The sequence below is a fragment of the Flavobacterium gilvum genome (assembly GCF_001761465.1).
Classification (GTDB): domain Bacteria; phylum Bacteroidota; class Bacteroidia; order Flavobacteriales; family Flavobacteriaceae; genus Flavobacterium; species Flavobacterium gilvum.
This window is the reverse complement of sequence record NZ_CP017479.1, coordinates 1,253,793-1,274,141: the sequence shown is the minus strand read 5'-3', so window position 1 is coordinate 1,274,141 and position 20,349 is coordinate 1,253,793. Positions and strand designations below refer to the sequence as shown.

The 20,349-nt window shown below is 36.8% G+C and carries 19 protein-coding genes; 16 read left to right on the top strand and 3 right to left on the bottom strand.

What is annotated here, in order from left to right; translation table 11 throughout:
* Position 1 precedes the first annotated feature (1 nt).
* From EM308_RS05380 to EM308_RS05305, 16 genes are all read left to right on the top strand, one after another.
* Positions 2 to 532: a complex I 24 kDa subunit family protein gene (locus tag EM308_RS05380; RefSeq protein WP_035634102.1), complete on the top strand. Its 531-nt coding sequence runs from the start codon at positions 2 to 4 to the stop codon at positions 530 to 532.
* Position 533: 1 nt separating this feature from the next.
* Positions 534 to 1,901 carry an NADH-quinone oxidoreductase subunit NuoF gene (gene nuoF / locus EM308_RS05375; protein ID WP_035634099.1) on the top strand — a complete coding sequence of 456 codons (1,368 nt, stop codon included), beginning with the start codon at positions 534 to 536 and terminating at the stop codon, positions 1,899 to 1,901.
* Between the two features lie 81 nt (positions 1,902 to 1,982).
* Positions 1,983 to 3,008, top strand: coding sequence for a 2Fe-2S iron-sulfur cluster-binding protein (locus tag EM308_RS05370; protein ID WP_035634096.1), 1,026 nt, complete (start codon positions 1,983 to 1,985; stop codon positions 3,006 to 3,008).
* 3 nt (positions 3,009 to 3,011) lie between these two features.
* Positions 3,012 to 4,064, top strand: a complete 1,053-nt coding sequence (gene nuoH / locus EM308_RS05365; protein ID WP_035634093.1) for an NADH-quinone oxidoreductase subunit NuoH — start codon at positions 3,012 to 3,014, stop codon at positions 4,062 to 4,064.
* Between the two features lie 117 nt (positions 4,065 to 4,181).
* The gene (locus EM308_RS05360; RefSeq protein WP_035634090.1) at positions 4,182 to 4,727 is read left to right on the top strand and encodes a NuoI/complex I 23 kDa subunit family protein; all 546 of its coding nucleotides are present in this window, start codon (positions 4,182 to 4,184) and stop codon (positions 4,725 to 4,727) included.
* Complete coding sequence (locus EM308_RS05355; RefSeq protein ID WP_035634087.1) at positions 4,727 to 5,236, top strand: NADH-quinone oxidoreductase subunit J family protein; 510 nt, start codon at positions 4,727 to 4,729, stop codon at positions 5,234 to 5,236. Before EM308_RS05360 ends, EM308_RS05355 begins: the two co-directional genes overlap by 1 nt.
* Complete coding sequence (nuoK, locus tag EM308_RS05350; RefSeq protein WP_035634085.1) at positions 5,236 to 5,556, top strand: NADH-quinone oxidoreductase subunit NuoK; 321 nt, start codon at positions 5,236 to 5,238, stop codon at positions 5,554 to 5,556. The genes EM308_RS05355 and nuoK overlap by 1 nt, the downstream gene beginning before the upstream one ends.
* Positions 5,557 to 5,562: 6 nt before the next feature.
* Positions 5,563 to 7,446, top strand: coding sequence for an NADH-quinone oxidoreductase subunit L (gene nuoL / locus EM308_RS05345; protein WP_035634411.1), 1,884 nt, complete (start codon positions 5,563 to 5,565; stop codon positions 7,444 to 7,446).
* A gap of 9 nt (positions 7,447 to 7,455) precedes the next feature.
* Positions 7,456 to 8,895, top strand: coding sequence for a complex I subunit 4 family protein (locus EM308_RS05340; RefSeq protein WP_035634081.1), 1,440 nt, complete (start codon positions 7,456 to 7,458; stop codon positions 8,893 to 8,895).
* Positions 8,896 to 9,082: 187 nt separating this feature from the next.
* The gene (locus EM308_RS05335; protein WP_035640325.1) at positions 9,083 to 10,453 is read left to right on the top strand and encodes an NADH-quinone oxidoreductase subunit N; all 1,371 of its coding nucleotides are present in this window, start codon (positions 9,083 to 9,085) and stop codon (positions 10,451 to 10,453) included.
* Positions 10,454 to 10,826: 373 nt separating this feature from the next.
* Positions 10,827 to 11,672 (top strand): DNA damage-inducible protein D, encoded by an 846-nt coding sequence (gene dinD, locus EM308_RS05330; RefSeq protein WP_035640322.1) that lies wholly within the window; start codon positions 10,827 to 10,829, stop codon positions 11,670 to 11,672.
* A gap of 113 nt (positions 11,673 to 11,785) precedes the next feature.
* Positions 11,786 to 12,238, top strand: a complete 453-nt coding sequence (locus tag EM308_RS05325) for an ArsR/SmtB family transcription factor (protein ID WP_051877900.1) — start codon at positions 11,786 to 11,788, stop codon at positions 12,236 to 12,238.
* Between the two features lie 79 nt (positions 12,239 to 12,317).
* Positions 12,318 to 13,034, top strand: coding sequence for a DsbA family oxidoreductase (locus EM308_RS05320; protein WP_035640319.1), 717 nt, complete (start codon positions 12,318 to 12,320; stop codon positions 13,032 to 13,034).
* Positions 13,035 to 13,041: 7 nt separating this feature from the next.
* The gene (locus tag EM308_RS05315; RefSeq protein ID WP_035640316.1) at positions 13,042 to 14,022 is read left to right on the top strand and encodes a Gfo/Idh/MocA family protein; all 981 of its coding nucleotides are present in this window, start codon (positions 13,042 to 13,044) and stop codon (positions 14,020 to 14,022) included.
* A 275-nt stretch (positions 14,023 to 14,297) separates the two neighbouring features.
* Positions 14,298 to 15,572, top strand: coding sequence for a Y-family DNA polymerase (locus tag EM308_RS05310; protein WP_035640314.1), 1,275 nt, complete (start codon positions 14,298 to 14,300; stop codon positions 15,570 to 15,572).
* Entirely contained in the window at positions 15,563 to 16,003 is a 441-nt protein-coding gene (locus EM308_RS05305; RefSeq protein WP_035640312.1) for a LexA family protein, read from the top strand. The genes EM308_RS05310 and EM308_RS05305 overlap by 10 nt, the downstream gene beginning before the upstream one ends.
* Before the next feature lie 264 nt (positions 16,004 to 16,267).
* On the opposite strand, the gene EM308_RS05300 is transcribed toward EM308_RS05305, so the two are convergent.
* From EM308_RS05300 to EM308_RS05290, 3 genes are all read right to left on the bottom strand, one after another.
* A complete protein-coding gene (locus tag EM308_RS05300; RefSeq protein WP_035640309.1) occupies positions 16,268 to 17,956 on the bottom strand; it encodes a sodium/sugar symporter in 1,689 nt (562 codons plus the stop codon).
* A 293-nt stretch (positions 17,957 to 18,249) separates the two neighbouring features.
* Positions 18,250 to 19,293, bottom strand: coding sequence for a UDP-glucose 4-epimerase GalE (gene galE / locus EM308_RS05295; RefSeq protein WP_035640306.1), 1,044 nt, complete (start codon positions 19,291 to 19,293; stop codon positions 18,250 to 18,252).
* Positions 19,294 to 19,295: 2 nt separating this feature from the next.
* The gene (locus tag EM308_RS05290) at positions 19,296 to 20,345 is read right to left on the bottom strand and encodes a UDP-glucose--hexose-1-phosphate uridylyltransferase (RefSeq protein ID WP_035640303.1); all 1,050 of its coding nucleotides are present in this window, start codon (positions 20,343 to 20,345) and stop codon (positions 19,296 to 19,298) included.
* Positions 20,346 to 20,349 lie beyond the last annotated feature (4 nt).

Below are 20,349 nucleotides of genomic sequence, written 5' to 3'. Positions count from 1 at the left end.
TATGGTACACACACATTACAAACAAGAAATAAATATGACTGAGGAATTGATGTCCCGCATCAATGAGTTAATCAGTCATTATCCAGAAGACAAAAGAAAATCGGCTTTACTTCCCGTATTGCACGAAGTCCAAGATGCTCACGACAATTGGTTAAGCATTGAATTACAAGATAAAGTTGCCGAAATTTTGCAAATAAAACCAATTGAGGTTTATGAAGTGGTTTCGTTTTACACGATGTACAACAGAAGACCCGTTGGTAAATACATGCTTGAATTTTGTCAAACTTCACCTTGTTGCTTGAACGGTGTTGAAGATTTGATGGATTATACCTGCGAAAAATTGGGCGTACAAGTAGGAGAACCTACAGCAGACGGTCTTTTTGAAGTAAGGGGTGTAGAATGTTTGGGAGCTTGTGGTTACGCTCCTATGATGCAATTGGGTGATTTTTACAAAGAGCATTTGAACAAGGAAAAAATCGACCAACTAATTGCCGATTGCAAAGACAATAAAATAATATTACACGATAAATAAGATGTCACAAAAAATATTATTAGACAAAATCAATATTCCAGGGATTAAAACCTACGAAGTATATCGTGCAAACGGCGGTTATGCTTCTGTAGAAAAAGCACTGAAAACATTAACTCCTGACGAAGTAGTTGAAGAAGTGAAAACTTCTGGGTTACGTGGTCGTGGTGGTGCTGGTTTCCCTGCTGGAATGAAATGGAGTTTTATCGACAAAAAATCAGGAAAACCACGTCATTTGGTTTGCAACGCCGATGAGTCTGAACCGGGAACTTTCAAAGACCGTTATTTGATGGAATTTATTCCTCATTTATTGATCGAAGGAATGATTACTTCCAGTTATGCATTGGGTGCAAACCGTTCCTACATCTACATCCGTGGGGAATATATGTGGGTATTCAAAATATTGGAAAGAGCCATCGCCGAAGCAAAAGCTGCCGGCTGGTTAGGAAAAAATATATTAGGTTCTGGATTTGATTTAGAATTATACGTTCACTGTGGTGCCGGAGCTTACATCTGTGGTGAGGAAACTGCTTTGATTGAATCATTGGAAGGAAAAAGAGGAAATCCTCGTATCAAACCACCATTCCCAGCTGTTTCGGGATTGTGGGCAAATCCAACCGTAGTAAATAACGTAGAAACTATCGCTGCCGTGCCATGGATTGTAAACAATTCTGGGGCTGATTATGCGAAAATCGGTATCGGAAGATCTACAGGAACCAAATTAATATCTGCTTCGGGACACATCAAAAATCCTGGAGTTTATGAAATTGAATTAGGATTAAGCGTCTACGAATTCATGAACTCTGATGAATACCTTGGTGGAATGAGCTCTGATCGTCCATTGAAAGCTTTTGTGCCCGGAGGAAGTTCTGTTCCTGTTTTGCCGGCACATTTAATCTATAAAACCGCTGCAGGCGAAGACCGTTTGATGACATACGAATCATTGAGTGACGGTGGTTTTGCAACCGGATCTATGTTGGGTTCAGGAGGATTTATCGTATATAATGATACTTCTTGCATCGTTCGAAATACTTGGAATTTCTCCCGTTTTTACCACCACGAAAGTTGCGGACAATGTACTCCTTGTCGCGAAGGTACAGGCTGGATGGAAAAAGTATTGCACCGTATCGAAAACGGTCACGGACGCGAAGAAGACATCGAATTACTATTAAGTATTCAAAGCAAAATAGAAGGAAACACTATCTGTCCTCTTGGTGATGCAGCAGCTTGGCCAGTGGCAGCGGCAATTCGTCACTTTAGAGATGAATTTGAATATCATATTCGTTTCCCAGAAAAAATAAAAAACAGAGACCATTTTGTTGCCGAACCATTTGAAAAAGTGAAGCACCTAGTGGCAAAACAAGAAGTATAAATAGTTTCAAGTTTCAAGTCTTTTTAGTTTCAAGTTATAATACCTGAAACTTTAAACCTGAAACTAAAAAAACAAAGGATAATGAAAGTAACCATAGACGGTCAAGAAATTGAAGTAGAAGCAGGAACAACGATTCTGCAAGCTGCGCGCATGATTGGTGGAGACGTTGTTCCGCCAGCGATGTGCTATTATTCAAAATTAAAAGGGAGCGGTGGGAAATGCCGTTGTTGTTTGGTTGATGTAACCAAAGGAAGTGACGCAGACCCAAGACCAATGCCAAAATTGATGGCATCGTGTGTAACAGGTTGTCAGGACGGAATGGAAATCGCCAGTAAAGCATCTCCAAGAGTTCAGGAAGCTAGAAAATCAGTTACCGAATTTCTATTAATCAATCACCCATTGGATTGCCCTATATGCGATCAAGCAGGGGAATGTGATTTGCAAAATCTGAGTTTTGAGCACGGAAAATCAGCATCCCGCTTTATCGAAGAAAAGAGAACTTTTGAACCAGAAGATATCGGTCCGAACATTCAATTACACATGAATCGTTGTATTTTATGTCAAAGATGTGTGCAAGTCGCAGATCAATTGACAGACAACAGAGTTCACGGAGTATTGGATCGTGGTGACCATGCTAACATTTCGACTTGTATTTCTAAAGCGATTGACAATGAATTTTCAGGAAATATGATCGATGTGTGTCCGGTAGGAGCTTTGACTGACAAAACCTTTAGATTCAAGTCAAGAGTTTGGTTCAACAAACCATTCAACGCGCATAGAGATTGCGATAAATGTTGCGGAAAAACAACCGTTTGGATGTTTGGAAATGAAATCCAACGTGTTACAGGTCGTAAAGATGAATTCCATGAAGTAGAAGAATTCATTTGCAACACTTGTCGTTTTGACAAAAAAGAAGTTTCTGATTGGGTAATCGAAGGGCCACGCGAATTTGAAAAAGATTCGGTTATTAATCAAAATAACTATACTCGCCCAATCGAAAAAGTAGAAATTGACACTGAAAAAAATATACTTTTTGGTAGAGATCAAGACAGAAAAAAAATAAGTATGGCTTCAATTCCATTGGACACTAACAACCAAAAATCGTAAAAAATGGAAAGTACATTTGTTATAGAAAAAAGTGTTGTTATTATAGCAGTTTTTGCTCTTACCATGGTTATGGCTATGTATTCCACATGGGCAGAACGTAAAGTGGCCGCTTGGCTACAAGACCGTATCGGGCCAAACAGAGCTGGACCATTAGGTTTGTTCCAACCTCTTGCCGATGGTTTGAAACTGTTTTCAAAAGAAGAATTTGAACCTAATACACCCAATAAATTTTTATTCTTTGTAGGACCCGGAATCGCAATGGGAACAGCGTTGATGACGAGTGCAGTTATACCTTGGGGAGACCGTTTACATTTATTTGGAAGAGATATTTTATTGCAGGCTACAGACGTAAACATTGCCATATTGTATATTTTCGGAGTAGTTTCTCTTGGAGTTTACGGCATCATGATTGGTGGATGGGCTTCCAATAATAAGTTTTCATTAATGAGTGCTATTAGAGCCGCTTCGCAAATGGTTTCTTATGAAGTTGCAATGGGATTGTCCATAATTGCTTTGATTATGATGACAGGAACTTTGAGCCTAGCAGAAATTTCAAAACAACAATCAGAATGGCATTGGAATGTATTTTATCAGCCATTAACCTTTTTGATTTTCCTTATTTGTTCTTTTGCGGAGTTGAACAGAACACCTTTTGATTTAGCAGAATGTGAATCGGAATTGATTGGTGGTTATCATACTGAATATTCTTCCATGAAAATGGGATTCTATTTATTTGCCGAATATGCAAATATGTTTATTTCCTCGACAATTTTGGCTGTTTTGTTTTTTGGCGGTTACAATTATCCTGGAATGGGTTGGGTATTAGATCACTTTGGTGTAAATGTTGCCAACGTACTAGGCATGATGGCTTTGTTTATTAAATTATGTGGTTTTATCTTCTTTATCATGTGGGTTCGTTGGACGATACCAAGATTTAGATATGACCAATTAATGCATTTGGGATGGAAAATTTTGATTCCGCTTGCGATTGTAAATATTATGATTACCGGAGTTGTGATTTTAAGAACTGAAATAGCTACTTTTTTCGGATTTTAACAGAACACCTATAGATAACGGGACTAGCCCTGATAGAAGCGGCATCCTTTTATTTTTTCCTTTAAAAAATAAAAGATACAGCGGATAGCAGGATTAGCTACAAATAAAAAATATAAAATGTCAATAGAAACTATATCCTTATCAGGAAGAAAGAAAGTGGTCTCAAATAAAGAGATGACTTTTTTGGAGCGCATGTATCTAATTGCGATTGTAAAAGGTTTGTTCATCACGCTGAAGCATTTATTCAAAAGGAAAGCGACGATTCAATATCCTGAGCAAGTTCGTGAGATGAGCCCCGTGTATCGTGGACGCCATATGCTAAAACGCGACGAACAAGGCAGAGAAAACTGTACTGCCTGTGGTCTTTGCGCCTTGACTTGTCCGGCCGAAGCCATCACAATGAAAGCCGCCGAGCGTAAACCTGAAGAAAAGCATTTGTACAGAGAAGAAAAATATGCTGAGATATATGAAATCAATATGTTGAGATGTATTTTTTGCGGACTTTGTGAAGAAGCCTGTCCAAAAGATGCTATCTATTTGACTATCTCCAAAGAATTGGTTCCTTCCAGTTATGACAGAGAAGATTTCATTTTTGGGAAAGACAAACTGGTTATGCCAATGGAAATGGCTTTGAAAAATACTCAACTTAAAAACGCTAACTAATGTCAACAGTACTTATTTTATTTTGCGTATTGTCTGCAATCACTTTGCTTACTGCATTTTTGACTATTTTCAGTAGAAATCCAATTCATAGTGCCATTTACTTGGTAATTTGTTTTTTCTCCATTGCAGGGCATTATCTATTGTTAAACGCACAGTTTTTGGCAATAGTACATATAATTGTCTATTCTGGGGCAATTATGATATTACTGTTGTTTACCATCATGTTGATGAACCTGAACCATGAGGATGAAGTTCACAAACCAAGATTCACGAGATTGGGTGCGATTGTTTCCTTTTGTTTGGTTTGTTTGGTTTTGATAAAAATCTTTATCGACTCAAAACCTATCGTAGAATACGATTATACGGGTGAGGATTATCAATCGATAAAAGTGCTCGGAAAGGCATTGTTGAATGAATATATGGTTCCTTTTGAATTTGCTTCCATTCTGCTTTTGGTGGCTATGATTGGAGCTGTGCTGTTGTCTAAAAAAGAAAAAATAGGAAAATAATGAACAATATTTTAACTCAAATTGGTATAGAGAACTATATCTTCCTGTGTGTAGTCCTTTTTTGTATTGGAATTTTTGGTGTTTTGTACAGACGAAATGCAATCATTGTGTTTATGTCTATTGAAATCATGCTGAACGCCGTTAACTTATTGTTTGTGGCTTTCTCAACTTATCACCAAGACGCACAAGGGCAAGTATTCGTATTTTTCTCCATGGCAGTAGCGGCGGCAGAAGTTGCAGTTGGTCTCGCCATATTAGTTTCGATATTTAGAAATATTGGATCTATCAGCATCGATAATTTAAAAAACTTAAAAGGATAAATGGCAATGGATACCAACTTAGCTTTAGTCTTACTATTAACTCCTTTTTTAGGATTTTTAATTAATGTTTTCTTTGGAAAAAGTTTAGGAAAATCGGTTTCGGGAATTATCGGAACGCTTTCTGTGGTGATTTCGTTTATTGTTACCGTTTCCTTTTTTCTTCAAATAAATCAAACAAAACAGGCCATAGCAATTCAATTGTTTGATTGGATTCAAATCAGCAATTTCAATGTGAGTTTTGGCTTTTTGCTGGATCAATTATCTGTTATGTGGTTATTGTTTGTAACCGGGATTGGTTCATTGATTCATTTGTACTCCATCAGCTATATGCATGATGACGAAAAACTGCATTCTTTCTTTGCTTATTTGAATCTTTTCATCTTTTTTATGATTACCCTTGTTGTTGGAAACAACTTATTGGTAATGTTCATTGGTTGGGAAGGAGTTGGACTTTGTTCTTACTTACTAATTGGATTTTGGTACAAAAACCAAGATTACAATGATGCCGCCAAAAAAGCATTTATCATGAACCGTATCGGGGATTTAGGATTACTGATTGGAATATTTATCCTAGGTAGCCAATTCTCCACTTTGGATTTTACAACATTACAATCTGCTATCGCCGGCGCTCACAATGTTGATACACTTTGGTTAAGTATTGCCGCTTTGGCTCTGTTTATAGGAGCTTGTGGTAAATCGGCACAAATTCCTTTATACACTTGGTTGCCTGATGCGATGGCTGGGCCTACGCCTGTTTCTGCATTGATACACGCTGCAACGATGGTTACTGCTGGTATCTTTATGGTATCCAGAATGCATTTTTTATTCGACTTAACACACGATATACAAACTATTATTGCCGTAATTGGAGGCGTAACTTCATTGGTTGCCGCAACTATTGGTTTGGTTCAAAACGACATCAAAAAAGTACTGGCCTACTCTACTGTTTCCCAATTAGGGTTAATGTTTTTGGCATTAGGTTTTGGTGCTTATGAAGTTGCCATATTTCACGTAATTACTCACGCTTTCTTCAAAGCTTGTTTATTCTTGGGATCGGGATCTGTAATACACGGTTTGCACGGCGAACAGGATATGCGTAAAATGGGTGGTTTGAAAAAAGCGATGCCTATCACTTTCTGGACAATGCTTATTTCATCATTAGCTATTTCCGGAGTTCCTTTGTTTTCGGGATTCTTTTCTAAAGACGAAATTTTGATGACCGCTTTCCACCATAACATTCCTCTTTGGGTTGTTGGCTCTGTTGCTTCTATAATGACTGCTTTTTATATGTTCCGATTGATGTTCCTGACTTTCTTCAATGATTTTAGAGGAACTGAGGAACAAAAACACCATTTACACGAAAGTCCGGCTTTAATAACATTCCCTTTGATTGTATTGGCAATTTTGGCAACCGTTGGAGGTTTAATTAGTTTACCCGGAAATAGCTGGCTTAACGAATATTTGGCTCCACTTTTTGCGAAAGCGGGAACAGAAGAACACGCATTGGGAACTACCGAATATATGCTAATGGCGATTGCTGTAGTTGGCGGATTAGTCGGAATTGGAATTGCTTATTCTAAATACATCAAACAAAACGCTGTACCAAGCGAAGATGCCGAAATAACCGGATTTTCAAAAGTATTGTACAACAAATACTATGTTGACGAATTATATGATTCCTTATTTGTAGCTCCTATAAACAGTTTGTCAAAACTATTCAGAGACTATGTAGAAACTGGAATTTCATCAGTAGTGTTTGGATTTGGAAAAATTGCCAGTGAACTTAGTTACCAAGGTAAAAAATTACAGAATGGAAGTGTCGGACTATACCTATTTGCTTTTGTTTTAGGCATGTGTGCCATTATTTCATTTTTATTTCTAGCTCAATAATTATATACCATGAATGTATCTCTAATATTAATCATCCTTTTAGTTGGCGCATTTGCAACTTATTTAGCTGGTGACAAACTCGCTTCAAAAGTGGCTTTATTTTTCGGGTTAGCGGCTACAGGTTGCTCAATTGTTTTATTAAATCATTTTAATTTAGGCGAAAACATCAGTTACAGCAGCCAATGGATAACGTTGCCAAAAGTTTCATTTGCTTTGCATGCCGATGGATTGTCATTGGCAATGATTTTGCTGACAGTTGCCTTAACTGCCGTTATAATCTTATCTTCTTTTGGCAATGAATTCAAAAATTCCAAAGCAATTTATTCCCTTATATTGTTTATGGCATTTGCAATGACAGGAACTTTCTTGGCAAGTGACGGCCTTTTATATTACATCTTTTGGGAATTATCATTGATCCCGATTTACTTTATCGCTTTGATTTGGGGTAACGGAGATGCCGAAGAACGCAAAAAAGCAGTCGTTAAATTCTTTATCTATACATTGGCAGGATCTTTATTCATGCTGGTTGCGTTTATTTATATGTACCAAAAAGCAGGTAGCTTCCTGATTGAAGATTTATATAAATTGGATCTATCCATAAATGAACAAAAATGGATTTTCACGGCTTTCTTCTTGGCGTATGCCATTAAGATTCCGTTGATTCCTTTCCATACCTGGCAAGCAAATGTGTACCAAAAAGCGCCAACCGTTGGAACCATGCTTTTATCTGGTATCATGCTAAAAATGGGATTGTACAGCCTTATCCGTTGGCAATTGCCTTTGGCGCCTTTAGCAGCCAAAGAATACATGTGGATATTCATAGGAGTGGGTATTGCCGGAGTAATTTACGGTTCGATTGTTGCTTTAAGACAAAAAGACCTGAAAAAATTATTGGCTTATTCTTCCCTTGCTCACGTTGGGTTGATTGCCGCCGGAACTTATGCTTTGAATCTTGACGGTTTTAGAGGAGCTGTTTTACAAATGATTGCTCACGGTTTTGTAGTAGTTGGATTGTTCTTCGCTGCCGAAATCATTTTCAGAAGATACGAAACACGATTAATTTCAGAAATGGGTGGAATTCGTTATCAATCTCCAAAATTCACTTCAATGTTTATGATTTTGGTGTTGGCTTCTGTGGCTTTACCAACGACTTTTAACTTTATCGGTGAATTTACGGTGTTATACAGCCTTTCGCAAGTAAATATATGGTTTGCCCTTTTGGGAGGAACAACAATCATTTTGGGGGCTTATTATATGTTGAAAATGTTCCAACATGTGATGCTTGGAGAAACAAATACTAAAGTTTTTGCTGATGTCACTTTTGCGGAAGCTTTGACATTGGTAATCATCATTGCGGTTCTGTTTTTCTTCGGATTGTATCCGAAACCAATCAATGACTTGATAACGCCAAGTCTTGAAAGTATTTTGAAGGTGATAAACAGAGTATAGAAATTTGATTTTAGAATGAAGATTAACGATTTTTGATTTAAGATCTAAAGTCTTTTTAAAAACCGAATCTTTCAATTATAAAAAGTATAGTATATAATAAAAACAAAATAGGTAGATGCAAGTTTGAAGATGACAACATTTGAAAATGTTAATCTAAAAGCTAAAATCCTAAATCAAAAATTAAAAAATGACAACATTAATAGCTATAATAGGATTAGGTGTTTTAAGCCTTATATTTGAAATCTTTGATTTTAGAAAAGCAATTATTCCAATATCAATTATTGGATTATTAGCCATTCTAGGACTTAACGTTTCCGAATTTAATTCTCCTGAAAGTTACTACAACAACATGATTGTTGTAAATAACTTTTCGGTTACTTTTTCTAGTCTATTTATCGTATTAACCTTGTTTTTGATTGCTTTAGGACATAGTTTTTACGAAAATCACCAAAGCAAGCTTTCAGATTATATAGCTATTAAAATCTTCTTATTATCTGGGGCAGTAGCCATGGTTTCTTTTGGAAATCTGGCCATGTTCTTTTTAGGAATAGAAATATTATCGATATCGCTTTATGTACTTGCTGCAAGCAACAGGGTAAATGTAAAAAGTAACGAAGCCGGTATGAAATACTTCCTGATGGGTTCATTTGCATCCGGAGTTATACTATTTGGTATTTGTATGATTTATGGCGCGATGGGATCATTCGACATTGTTGAAATTGGTGAAATGTCACAATCTGCAGAACTTCCTATTTGGTTCCCAATCGGTATTTCATTGGTTACTATCGGAATGCTATTTAAAATCGCTGCCGTACCATTCCATTTTTGGGCTCCAGACGTTTATGAAGGTTCCCCAACTTTGACTACTGCCTTGATGAGCACTTTGGCAAAAGTTGTGGCAATTGCAACACTTTATAAATTATTATCAGGTATGCATGCCGATATTAATTACTCGTTCCAACTTGTAGTGGTCGTTATTTCGATTTTGTCTATGACTGTTGGTAATATCATGGCATTAAGACAAGTCAATGTAAAACGTATGCTGGCATTTTCGGGTATTTCGCATGCCGGATTTATGCTAATGGCGTTATTGACTTTAGCCACTTCGGCCGGAAGTTTATTGTATTACACTTCGGCTTATGCATTATCTGGTATTGCCGCATTCAGCGTTATATTATATGTATGTAAGAACCGAGAAAACGAAGACATCGTAAACTTTCACGGCTTAGGAAAAACAAATCCATTGTTGGCAGCCATATTAACAGGATCATTGCTTTCGATGGCAGGTATCCCGATATTTGCAGGTTTCTTTGCCAAACTGGTTTTGTTCAGCCAAACGATTCAGGCGGGTTATTTAGTAGTGGTTATATTTGCGGTTATCAACTCTATTGTAAGTGTTGGTTATTACTTCAAATTGATTTTGGCAATGTACACCAAAGAACCAAACGAAACCCGTACTGGAAAACCATTCCTGATTTATGCAGTTGCGGTTGTTTCCATTCTCTTGAATATCATCATCGGATTATTCCCTTCACTGGTTTTGGATTTATTAGCATAAAATTAAGTTCAAAATAAAATATAGTAAGGCCGCTAACAAATTGTTAGCGGCTTTTTTGTTTCATGAAAAAGAACAAATGTTGATAACAAAATCTCACAAATACGCAGTAATTACTTATATTTATATTCTCTAAAAAAGTGTTACCAAATGCCATTATTCCGAAAACCCTTTGATTCAAATCGATAAAACTGATAAAGAAATTGATAAAATGGTGTATGAGTTGAGTGGGGAAGATGTAGGGATAGTGTCCTTGGATATAACGGTGACATAAGATTTAATAGAATTAATTATTGTAGTGGAAAACATTGCAACTAGCGTAGATGAGCAAATAAAAAAGCTTTAAGAAAGCAATCTAAAATTTAAAACAGCTATCATGAAAAACGAAATCATATATACTTTAACCAATAACTTTGAATCACATTCCAATCAAACTGAGGATGGAACAGAGTTTTGGTTAGCAAGAGATTTACAACACCTTTTGGGATATACCAAATGGGATAATTTTATAGGGGTTATATCTAAAGCAAAAACGGCATGTGAAATCTCTGGAGAGAACATTGAAGATCATTTTGCCGACGTCGGGAAAACGATACAAATGCCTAAAGGTGCTGAAAAAGAAATACAAGATATCATGCTTACGAGATATGCGTGCTATCTAATCGCACAAAATGGCGATCCGAGAAAGGAAACGATTGCTTTTGCACAGCGTTATTTTGCAATTCAAACAAGAAAAGCAGAATTAATAGAACAAAAAATATTGGAATATGAACGTGTTCAAGCCAGAAATAAACTCAAAGCAACTGAAAAAGAACTTTCTCAGGTGATTTTTGAACAAACGGGAGGCAATCAAAACTTTGCCTTAATTAGAAGCAAAGGAGACACAGCCTTGTTTAATAAAACAACACAACAAATGAAAGTAAAATGGGGACTAGCCGCTGCAAAACCCTTAGCTGATCATATGCCTACTATTTTATTAAAAGCAAAAGATTTTGCGACTGAAATAACAATTTTCAATGCAAAACAGCATAAAATGAAAACTGAAAATCAAATTTCTAAAGAACATATTACTAATAATAAATCTGTTCGAAGCACATTACTATCGCGCGGTATCGTCCCTGAAAATTTATCCCCAGAAGAAGATATTAATAAAATTGAAAGAAGATTGGCCTCTGAAGAAAAAAAGGCTTTAAAAAATCCAGACAAGTTAAATGAAAAATAAAAACAAAAAGTAAACAACTATCCAAAAAAACCATTGAAATAAAAAATTGTAGCCCCAACATGCTAATTATCAAATATAATCGTTAAATTACGATATTATTAAAATTGCAATTTATGGGAACTTCAAAGCACATAAATTTCGATGAGCAAACAAATGCAATTGCAGAAATTTGCAAAGCACTCGGGCATCCAACCCGTATGCAAATAATGACGCTGTTATGGAATAAAAACAATAGAACCTGTGGCGAAATTGTCGCTTTAATTCCATTGGCACAATCTACTATTTCCAAACATCTATCCGAATTAAAAAAAGCCAATCTTTTGAATGTAAAAAATGTTGGGAAGAAAACTATTTATTCTTTAGAAACAGATAAAATTCAATTACTTAAAAAATATTTGTCGAATTATCTTTCCAATAGATTAATTACGGCTGAAGAAAAACCAAAAGTTATTCCTGCTTCACCAAAAGTAAAGAGAGGAAACAAACCATATTTGAAACAGTACAACTACGAATTTGAACATAAAAACCCCGAAACTGACTTAGACAGCGAATCACTTCACAATTAAATCCAAAATTCAAAATCCTAAAATTTGAATTTCATACTTTTGTACTAGAAATTATTTGGCATCGCTTAACAAAACAAAGATGAAAAATCAATTAAAAGTACAAATCTGGTCAGATGTAATGTGTCCGTTTTGCTATATTGGAAAAAGAAAAATAGAAGAAGCACTCTCCCATTTTGAAAACAAAGAATCAGTCGTAATCGAATGGAAAAGTTTTCAATTGGATCCTAATTTTGTTGCAACTCCCAACGAAAATATTGTAGATCATTTGGCCGAAAAATACAGAAGAGACACTGATTGGGCTCAATCCATGATTGATAACATGACTGTAAATGCGAAAAATTCGGGCTTGGATTTTCATTTTGAAAAAGCCATTTTGGCTAATTCACAAAACGCCCATCGATTATTGCATTTAGCCAAAAAACACCAACTATCCGACGAGGTAAAAGAATTATTGTTCAAAGCCTATTTAACCGATGGTCTGAATGTGAATGATTGGAAAACATTACAGGAAATAGCCCAAATAGTTGGTTTACCCCTGGAAGAAGTCAATCAACTGATTAGTTCTGACAACTACCTAAACGAAGTAAGACAGGACCAACAAGAAGCTCAAGCTCTTGGTGTAACTGGAGTTCCCTTCTTTGTCTTTGACAATAAATATGCAATATCTGGAGCACAACCTGCTGAAACATTTTTGAAAGCACTTGAACAAACTTGGGAAGAAGGAGAATTTATTACTTCCATAAAAACGGATGTCTCTTCAGAAACCAATAGTTGTACAATAGATAGTTGTAAATAATTAAAAAATGAACAAAGAAACCAAAACTATCCGTTGGGGCATCATTGGCTGTGGCAATGTTACAGAAGTGAAAAGCGGTCCCGCCTACCAAAAAACTGAAGGATTTACTATATCGGCAGTGATGCGCAGAGATGCAGAAAAAGCCGCTGATTATGCCAAAAGACACGGTATAAACAAATATTACACAAACGCTGACGAACTGATTAACGATCCAGAAGTTGATGCCGTATATATCGCCACTCCTCCCGATTTCCATAAGTTTTATGGGCTAAAAGTTGCCGAGGCCGGAAAACCCTGCTGCATCGAAAAACCTTTGGCTCCGAATTATCAGGAAGCATTGGCAATTGCTGAAGCTTTTCAAGCAAAAGAAATTCCTTTATTTGTTGCTTACTACAGACGAAGCCTTCCAAAATTTGATCAAGTAAAAAAATGGATCGATTCAAAAACCATAGGCGAAGTAAGACACATCAGATGGCATTTAAGCAAAGCTGCAAACAACCTAGATCGTTCTGGTGAATACAACTGGAGAACTGACGCAAAAATTGCAAAAGGAGGCTATTTTGATGATTTGGCCAGTCACGGTTTGGATTTGTTCGTTCATTATCTTGGCCCAATAAAAGAAGTTTCGGGCATTAGCCTCAATCAGCAAGGTTTGTATTCTTCGAAAGATGCCGCGGTAGCCAGCTGGCTTCACGAATCTGGTGTTACCGGTAGCGGAAGTTGGAATTTTGGTTCTTTTGAAAGAGAAGATGTAGTAGAAATTTACGGAAGTAAAGGCAAAATCACTTTCTCTATTTTTGAAAATGACCCCTTGATTCTGAAAACCGCTGACGGGGAATCAAAACACATCATAGAACAGCCCGAAAACATACAATTGTATCATGTTGGACAAATGAGGGATGATCTTTTAGGGAAACAAAAACACCCTTCAAACGGATTCACAGCTGCCCATACCAACTGGGTAATGGATCAAATTATAGGCAACTAATTGTTAGCAAAATAAAGCACAAATTTCATGCTCTAGCGATTAATACCAGTAAGTTAAGAGATTTTAGATTAACGATTGTCGATTTCAGATTTGGTGTAGACAAATAGTAGATTCTCCGTTTTACAAGGTCTTTGACTTCTTAAATCAAAAATCGTTAATCTAAAATCAGCAATCTTAATTTTTTAGTTTAACCAAACCCAAACGATTTATCAACAGCACCAAAAATTAACCTACCTAATCCAAAAGCATATTCCGCTATTATGTAATTTTACATCATGTATGCTTTAGTCGATTGCAATAATTTTTATGCTTCCTGCGAACGTGTTTTTCAACCGAAACTCAACGAAAAACCTGTTGCGATATTATCCAACAACGATGGCTGCGTGATTTCTAGAAGCAACGAAGCTAAGGCTGCTGGAGTGCCAATGGGAGCTCCTGCATTTCAGATTAAGGAATTAATCAAAGAAAAAAACATTCAGATATTCTCTTCCAATTATCCGCTTTATGGTGATTTAAGCAACCGTGTGATGGCTATTTTGGGCCAGTTTACCCCCAACTTGGAAATTTACAGCATAGATGAAGCTTTTTTGAATTTTGACGGCCAAAACATTTCGGATTATCATGATTATGGTCTGCAAATGAAAAAACGTGTCCAAAAATGGGTAGGCATTCCTACATGCATTGGCTTTGCCGAAACCAAAGCATTGTCTAAAGTCGCCAATAAAATTGCCAAAAAATTCCAGGATAGAACAAAAGGTGTTTATGTAATAGACAGCGAAGAAAAACGCATCAAAGCCCTGAAATGGACCAAAATCGAAGACGTTTGGGGCATTGGTTACCGCACAATCAAAAAAGTAAAACTCCGCAAAATCAATACCGCATTCGACTTTATACAACCACAGCACGAAGCCTGGATTAAAAAAGAAATGGGTATTGTCGGCCTTCGCCTAAAATATGAATTGGAAGGAAAATCAGTTTTAGATCTAGAACCTATTACTGAACAAAAAAAGAGCATCTCCATCACCCGAAGTTTTCCCAAACAAATAGCCGATTTTGATTTGCTTCGAGAGCGCATAACTACTTTTGCCGCCGTTTGTGCCGAAAAACTGCGCAAACAACACTCCTGCTGCCACACCATCATTGTGATGCTAACAGTAGATAAACATTCGGTTAAAACGTCTCAGTACTATTTTAATATGGCGATGACACTGCCTTATTCCAGCAATTCAACTTTGACCATTTGCAATGTGGCTGTTGAAATGCTAAAAAAATTACACAAAGGCAACGAAGGAATCAAGTTCAAAAAAGCAGGTGTTATTGTGACCGAATTAATCGATGAAAACCGAAAACAGTTTCAATTATTTGAAGAAGAAAATCCAAAACACTTGGCTTTGATGAAAGTAATGGATCGACTGAACCACAAAATTGGTGATACCAAAATAAAATTGGCAAGTCAAAATTTAAGCCTGACCTGGAATATGAACCAAAATCATCTTTCGCCAAGATATACCACAAATTTCAAAGATATACTCAAGATACAATGTCTGTAAAAAAAGAACAAAAACTCACTTTTTTTCGCCCCGACTTGCAAAGCGACCTTCAAATTCCGTACATCGGCGATGGAGTTTCGGCAGGATTTCCCTCGCCTGCCAACGATTTTCTGGAAACCACCATTGATCTGAACAAGGAATTAAGCGAAAATCCTTTGGCCACTTTTTATATTAAAGTCAACGGCAACTCGATGATTGATGCGGGCATCAACGACAAAGATGTTTTGGTTGTAGATCGAAGCCTCGAACCGCAAAATAACCGAATCGCAATTTGCTCCATCGATGGCGAATTTACCGTAAAACGCATTCAGGTCGAAAAAGACTGTTTGTATCTAATGCCCGAAAATCCGAGTTACCAACCCATAAAAGTCACTGAAGAAAACCAACTTATCATTTGGGGAATGGTTACTTATGTTATAAAGAAAGTTTAAGAGTTTAACCGCAAGGTTCACAAAGAATTACGCTAAGTTCGCAAAGCTTTGTGCCCTTTGCGTAATTCTTTGTGAACCTTGCGGTAAAAAACATCTCATTGGTAAACTAAAAAATCCGTTCAATCAGTGACCCGAGCGATAGCGAACAGGCGAAGCACGTCCGTGGCCAATCAAGCAATCTGCATCATACCAAATTTTGGAATAAAAAAAAGTGTGAAACCGAACGAATTCAGTTTCACACTTTTTATATAACTTGTATTTTTTTTACCAGAATTTCACATACAAAGCAGTAATAACCAATAATGTTATTACGATCATAATCGTTGTTTGTGGTTTTATTTTGAACATTTCAGTATCCAATTCGAATGCTTTTGGATTCACTTTTGGTCCAGCCAAACTCACTAAAATCATCAAAATCATTGTAAACATAAACGATAACCCCATACAGATAAGGAACGGAATTTCATATATTCCTTTTGCATTCATATAAGCAGTGTACAGTATAGTATCGTTTCCAAATAATGATGGTGCAAATTCATTGAACAAAACAGACAATAAGAAACCTGCAATTACCCCAACGATAGCCGCTGCTCCAGTTGTTCTTTTCCAGAACATTCCTAGAATGAACATCGCGAATACCCCTGGACTGATAAATCCTGTATATTTTTGGATATAAGTGAAACCTCCTACTCCACCAATTCCTAGCAAATCATTCCAAGTAAACATAATAGCAAGAATCATAGCTCCAACAACAGCGTATTTTCCGATGCTTACTTGTGATCTGTCAGTAGCATCTTTTTGAATGTATTTTTTGTGTACGTCCAATGTATAGATAGTAGAAATACTGTTTACTTTACCAGCCAAAGAAGCAACTATCGCGGCAGTCAAAGCAGCTACAGACAATCCTTTAAGACCAGTTGGCAAGAATGTCAACATTGCAGAATACGCTCCGTCTTTTCCTCCAACTAGTTGTGGCAAGTGACCATTTTTATATAAAACAAAAGCAGCGATACCTGGCAACATTACGATAAGAGGCATTAATAATTTCAAGAATCCAGCAAATAAAATACCCGTACGTGCAGTTTGCAAATCAGCTCCCAAAGCTCTTTGAGTGATGTACTGGTTACAACCCCAGTAATTAAGATTTACAATCCACATACCTGCAGCATATGCCAATACACCTGGGATAGTAAGATATTTATCTACTTCCAATTGAGAAGAAGCAGCTGTAGGTTTTGGGAAAATCATTTTGAAATGCTCTGGTGCCTGATGCATCAATTCTTTGAAACCAGCAATAGCACCTTGACCAGAATCTGGCAAATATTCAGCAACTTTAGTCAAAGCAATATAAGAAGTAACTAATCCTCCAATGATCAAAACCGCTACCTGAATTACGTCAGTATAAGCAACTACCTTCATACCTCCTAATGAAATTAATAGGGCAAAAAGCGCAAGACCAATCATGATGGCGTGTAGGTATTCACCTCCTGCCAATCCGTTAATAGCAACAGCTCCCAAATATAAAATAGAAGTCAAGTTTACGAAAACGTACAAAAACAACCAGAAAACAGCCATAATCAATGCTGTTGATTCGTTATACCTCGTTTTCAAGAATTGAGGCATGGTATAAATTTTGTTTTTCAAATAAACAGGGATAAACCAAATCGCAATAATAATCAAAGCAACGGCAGCAAGCCACTCGTAAGCAGCAACGGCAACTCCCAAAAAGAATCCTTCACCACTCATTCCGATAAATTGCTCAGCCGATATATTTGAAGCAATCAAAGAAGCTCCAATAGCCCACCAAGTAAGTGTCCCTTCGGCAAGGAAATAAGCTTTGGCATCGTGCTCGTTTTTTTCACGCTTGCGATAAATCATGTATCCATAGGTAGATACGATGACAAAATAAATAATAAATACTGCGTAATCCGCAAAAACTAGGTTCTGGCTCATGAGTTAATAGTTTTATTTTTAAATTAATAATATGGTTGGTTGGTTGATTTTTATGTTTTGCAATCTACTGTTTTATACGTTAAAATCTGCTTATTTTTCGAAAAAATTTGCATTTTAACAATACACTCAATCCTAAAATATCATATCTGTTTTAATTCTGTTCTTTTATTACGAATTATTGAAGCCAAATGTAAAATAAAAATATTTATTTCCAATACTTATAAATGTGTATTTTACATTTATTTTAAAGTTTAGTTTCAAAAAACAAAAAACAGTACGATTATCCTGCTTAATTATACTTTTTTGGCGCTAAATTCAGTACTTGTCCGAATTTTTTGTTCCCATTTCCAAGCACTAGCCATGGCTTCTTCCAGTGTCGAAACCGTTTTCCAACCCAAAACAGTATTAGCCTTATCGGTATTGGCGTAAGCCTCGGTCACGTCGCCTTCTCTTCTTCCCACAATCTTATATGGCAATTTTTGACCGCTTACTTTTTCAAAAGCAGTAATCACTTCCAATACCGAACTTCCTTTGCCTGTACCCAAATTAAAAATCTCCAAAGGTTCAATATTCTTTTTACCTAATAATCGTTGTAAAGCGATGACATGAGCTTTCGCTAAATCGACTACGTGTATATAATCGCGAACACACGTTCCGTCAACCGTTGGGTAATCATTTCCATAAACCGACAATTCGGCACGCAAGCCCATTCCGGTTTGGGTAATAAACGGAACCAGATTTTGAGGTACTCCAATTGGCAACTCACCAATTTCGGCAGACGGGTGCGAACCGATAGGATTGAAATAACGAAGCAATATGGCGTTAATGTTGCTTACTTTCACAACATCTGAAATGATTTCCTCACCTATTTGTTTTGTATTTCCATAAGGAGACAAAGCTGGTTGAATTGGTGTTGTTTCGGCAATTGGCATCACTTCGGCCTGACCGTAAACCGTACAAGAAGAACTGAAAATGAAATGTGCATCTTCCTTTTTCTCTAATTCCTGCAAAATATAAACCAAAGCTCCAAGGTTATTTTCGTAATAAAGCAAAGGATTATGCACGCTTTCGCCAACTGCTTTGGAAGCGGCAAAATGAATTACTCCAGCAACATCATTATGTTCCTTAAAAAACTCCTGAACAGCTGCTTTCTCTCTTAAATCGATTGCGGAAAAAATTGGTTTTTTTCCAGAAATACTTTCAATTCCATCCAAAACTTCAATCGAAGAATTGGACAGATTATCTATTACGACTACTTCAAAACCTTGACTTTGCAACTCCACTACGGTATGAGATCCTATGAAACCCAAACCACCTGTAACAACTATTTTACTCATCACTATTTATTTTTATAATGAACTTCCGGTAATGCTTTCAAAACTGCGGCACTTTTTTCAGGAGTAATATCTCTTTGCGCCTCACCCATCATTTCGTAACCAACCATGAATTTCTTCACAGAAGCCGAACGCAATAACGGTGGATAAAAATGCATGTGGAATTGCCATTCTGGATGTGCTTCGCCGTCGGTCGGAGCTTGGTGGATTCCAGAAGAATACGGGAAAGAAGTTTCAAAAAGATTATCGTATTTTATCGTTAATGCCTTTAAAATTAAGGCATACGCCGAAACTTCTTCATTGGTAAACTCTGTTATTTTGGTGATATGTCTTTTGCTGATGATCATTGTTTCAAACGGCCAAATAGCCCAAAACGGAACCAAAGCCACAAAATGATCATTCTCTATTACGATACGCTCTTTGGCTTCCAACTCAGCTTTCAAATAATCCAGCAAAAGATTACTGTTATTTTTCTCGAAGTAAGCTTTCAGGCTGTTTTGCGTTTTTTCGACTTGCGTTGGCAAAGACGATTGCGCCCAAATTTGCCCGTGTGGATGCGGATTGCTGCAACCCATCACGCTTCCTTTATTCTCGAATATCTGAACGTGGTTGATGTAATCAACGTTTCCTAAATCTGTGTATTCTTTTTGCCAGGTTCTGATAATATTCTCAATTCCTGCAAGATCCATTTCTGGCAAAGTCAAATCATGTCTCGGCGAGAAACAAACCACTCTGGCGATTCCGCGTTCTGGTTTTGCCTTAAAGAAAGTAGGTTTTGTTTCTTCTTCAAATGCAATTGCTTCTTGTTTTACAGCTGCAAAGTCGTTTTCAAAAACAAAACTTGACTCATATTTTGGGTTGTTTTCTCCATTGGCGCGAACATTCCCCGGGCATAAATAACAGGTTGGATCATATTCCGGAAGTCCATCGGTATGGATTTTTTCGTTTTGTCCTTGCCAAGGTCTTTTTGCTCTGTGTGGTGACACCAAAACCCATTCGTTGATTAGCGGATTAAAACGTCTGTGTGGATCTTCGTTTATATCAAAATTTCTCATCTTC

Bases quoted from the DNA above. Each gene is read 5' to 3' on its own strand.
- EM308_RS05380 (WP_035634102.1), top strand. From the start codon at position 2: ATGGTACACACACATTACAAACAAGAAATAAATATGACTGAGGAATTG.
- nuoF (WP_035634099.1), top strand. From the start codon at position 534: ATGTCACAAAAAATATTATTAGACAAAATCAATATTCCAGGGATTAAA.
- EM308_RS05370 (WP_035634096.1), top strand. From the start codon at position 1,983: ATGAAAGTAACCATAGACGGTCAAGAAATTGAAGTAGAAGCAGGAACA.
- nuoH (WP_035634093.1), top strand. From the start codon at position 3,012: ATGGAAAGTACATTTGTTATAGAAAAAAGTGTTGTTATTATAGCAGTT.
- EM308_RS05360 (WP_035634090.1), top strand. From the start codon at position 4,182: ATGTCAATAGAAACTATATCCTTATCAGGAAGAAAGAAAGTGGTCTCA.
- EM308_RS05355 (WP_035634087.1), top strand. From the start codon at position 4,727: ATGTCAACAGTACTTATTTTATTTTGCGTATTGTCTGCAATCACTTTG.
- nuoK (WP_035634085.1), top strand. From the start codon at position 5,236: ATGAACAATATTTTAACTCAAATTGGTATAGAGAACTATATCTTCCTG.
- nuoL (WP_035634411.1), top strand. From the start codon at position 5,563: ATGGATACCAACTTAGCTTTAGTCTTACTATTAACTCCTTTTTTAGGA.
- EM308_RS05340 (WP_035634081.1), top strand. From the start codon at position 7,456: ATGAATGTATCTCTAATATTAATCATCCTTTTAGTTGGCGCATTTGCA.
- EM308_RS05335 (WP_035640325.1), top strand. From the start codon at position 9,083: ATGACAACATTAATAGCTATAATAGGATTAGGTGTTTTAAGCCTTATA.
- dinD (WP_035640322.1), top strand. From the start codon at position 10,827: ATGAAAAACGAAATCATATATACTTTAACCAATAACTTTGAATCACAT.
- EM308_RS05325 (WP_051877900.1), top strand. From the start codon at position 11,786: ATGGGAACTTCAAAGCACATAAATTTCGATGAGCAAACAAATGCAATT.
- EM308_RS05320 (WP_035640319.1), top strand. From the start codon at position 12,318: ATGAAAAATCAATTAAAAGTACAAATCTGGTCAGATGTAATGTGTCCG.
- EM308_RS05315 (WP_035640316.1), top strand. From the start codon at position 13,042: ATGAACAAAGAAACCAAAACTATCCGTTGGGGCATCATTGGCTGTGGC.
- EM308_RS05310 (WP_035640314.1), top strand. From the start codon at position 14,298: ATGTATGCTTTAGTCGATTGCAATAATTTTTATGCTTCCTGCGAACGT.
- EM308_RS05305 (WP_035640312.1), top strand. From the start codon at position 15,563: ATGTCTGTAAAAAAAGAACAAAAACTCACTTTTTTTCGCCCCGACTTG.
- EM308_RS05300 (WP_035640309.1), bottom strand. From the start codon at position 17,956: ATGAGCCAGAACCTAGTTTTTGCGGATTACGCAGTATTTATTATTTAT.
- galE (WP_035640306.1), bottom strand. From the start codon at position 19,293: ATGAGTAAAATAGTTGTTACAGGTGGTTTGGGTTTCATAGGATCTCAT.
- EM308_RS05290 (WP_035640303.1), bottom strand. From the start codon at position 20,345: ATGAGAAATTTTGATATAAACGAAGATCCACACAGACGTTTTAATCCG.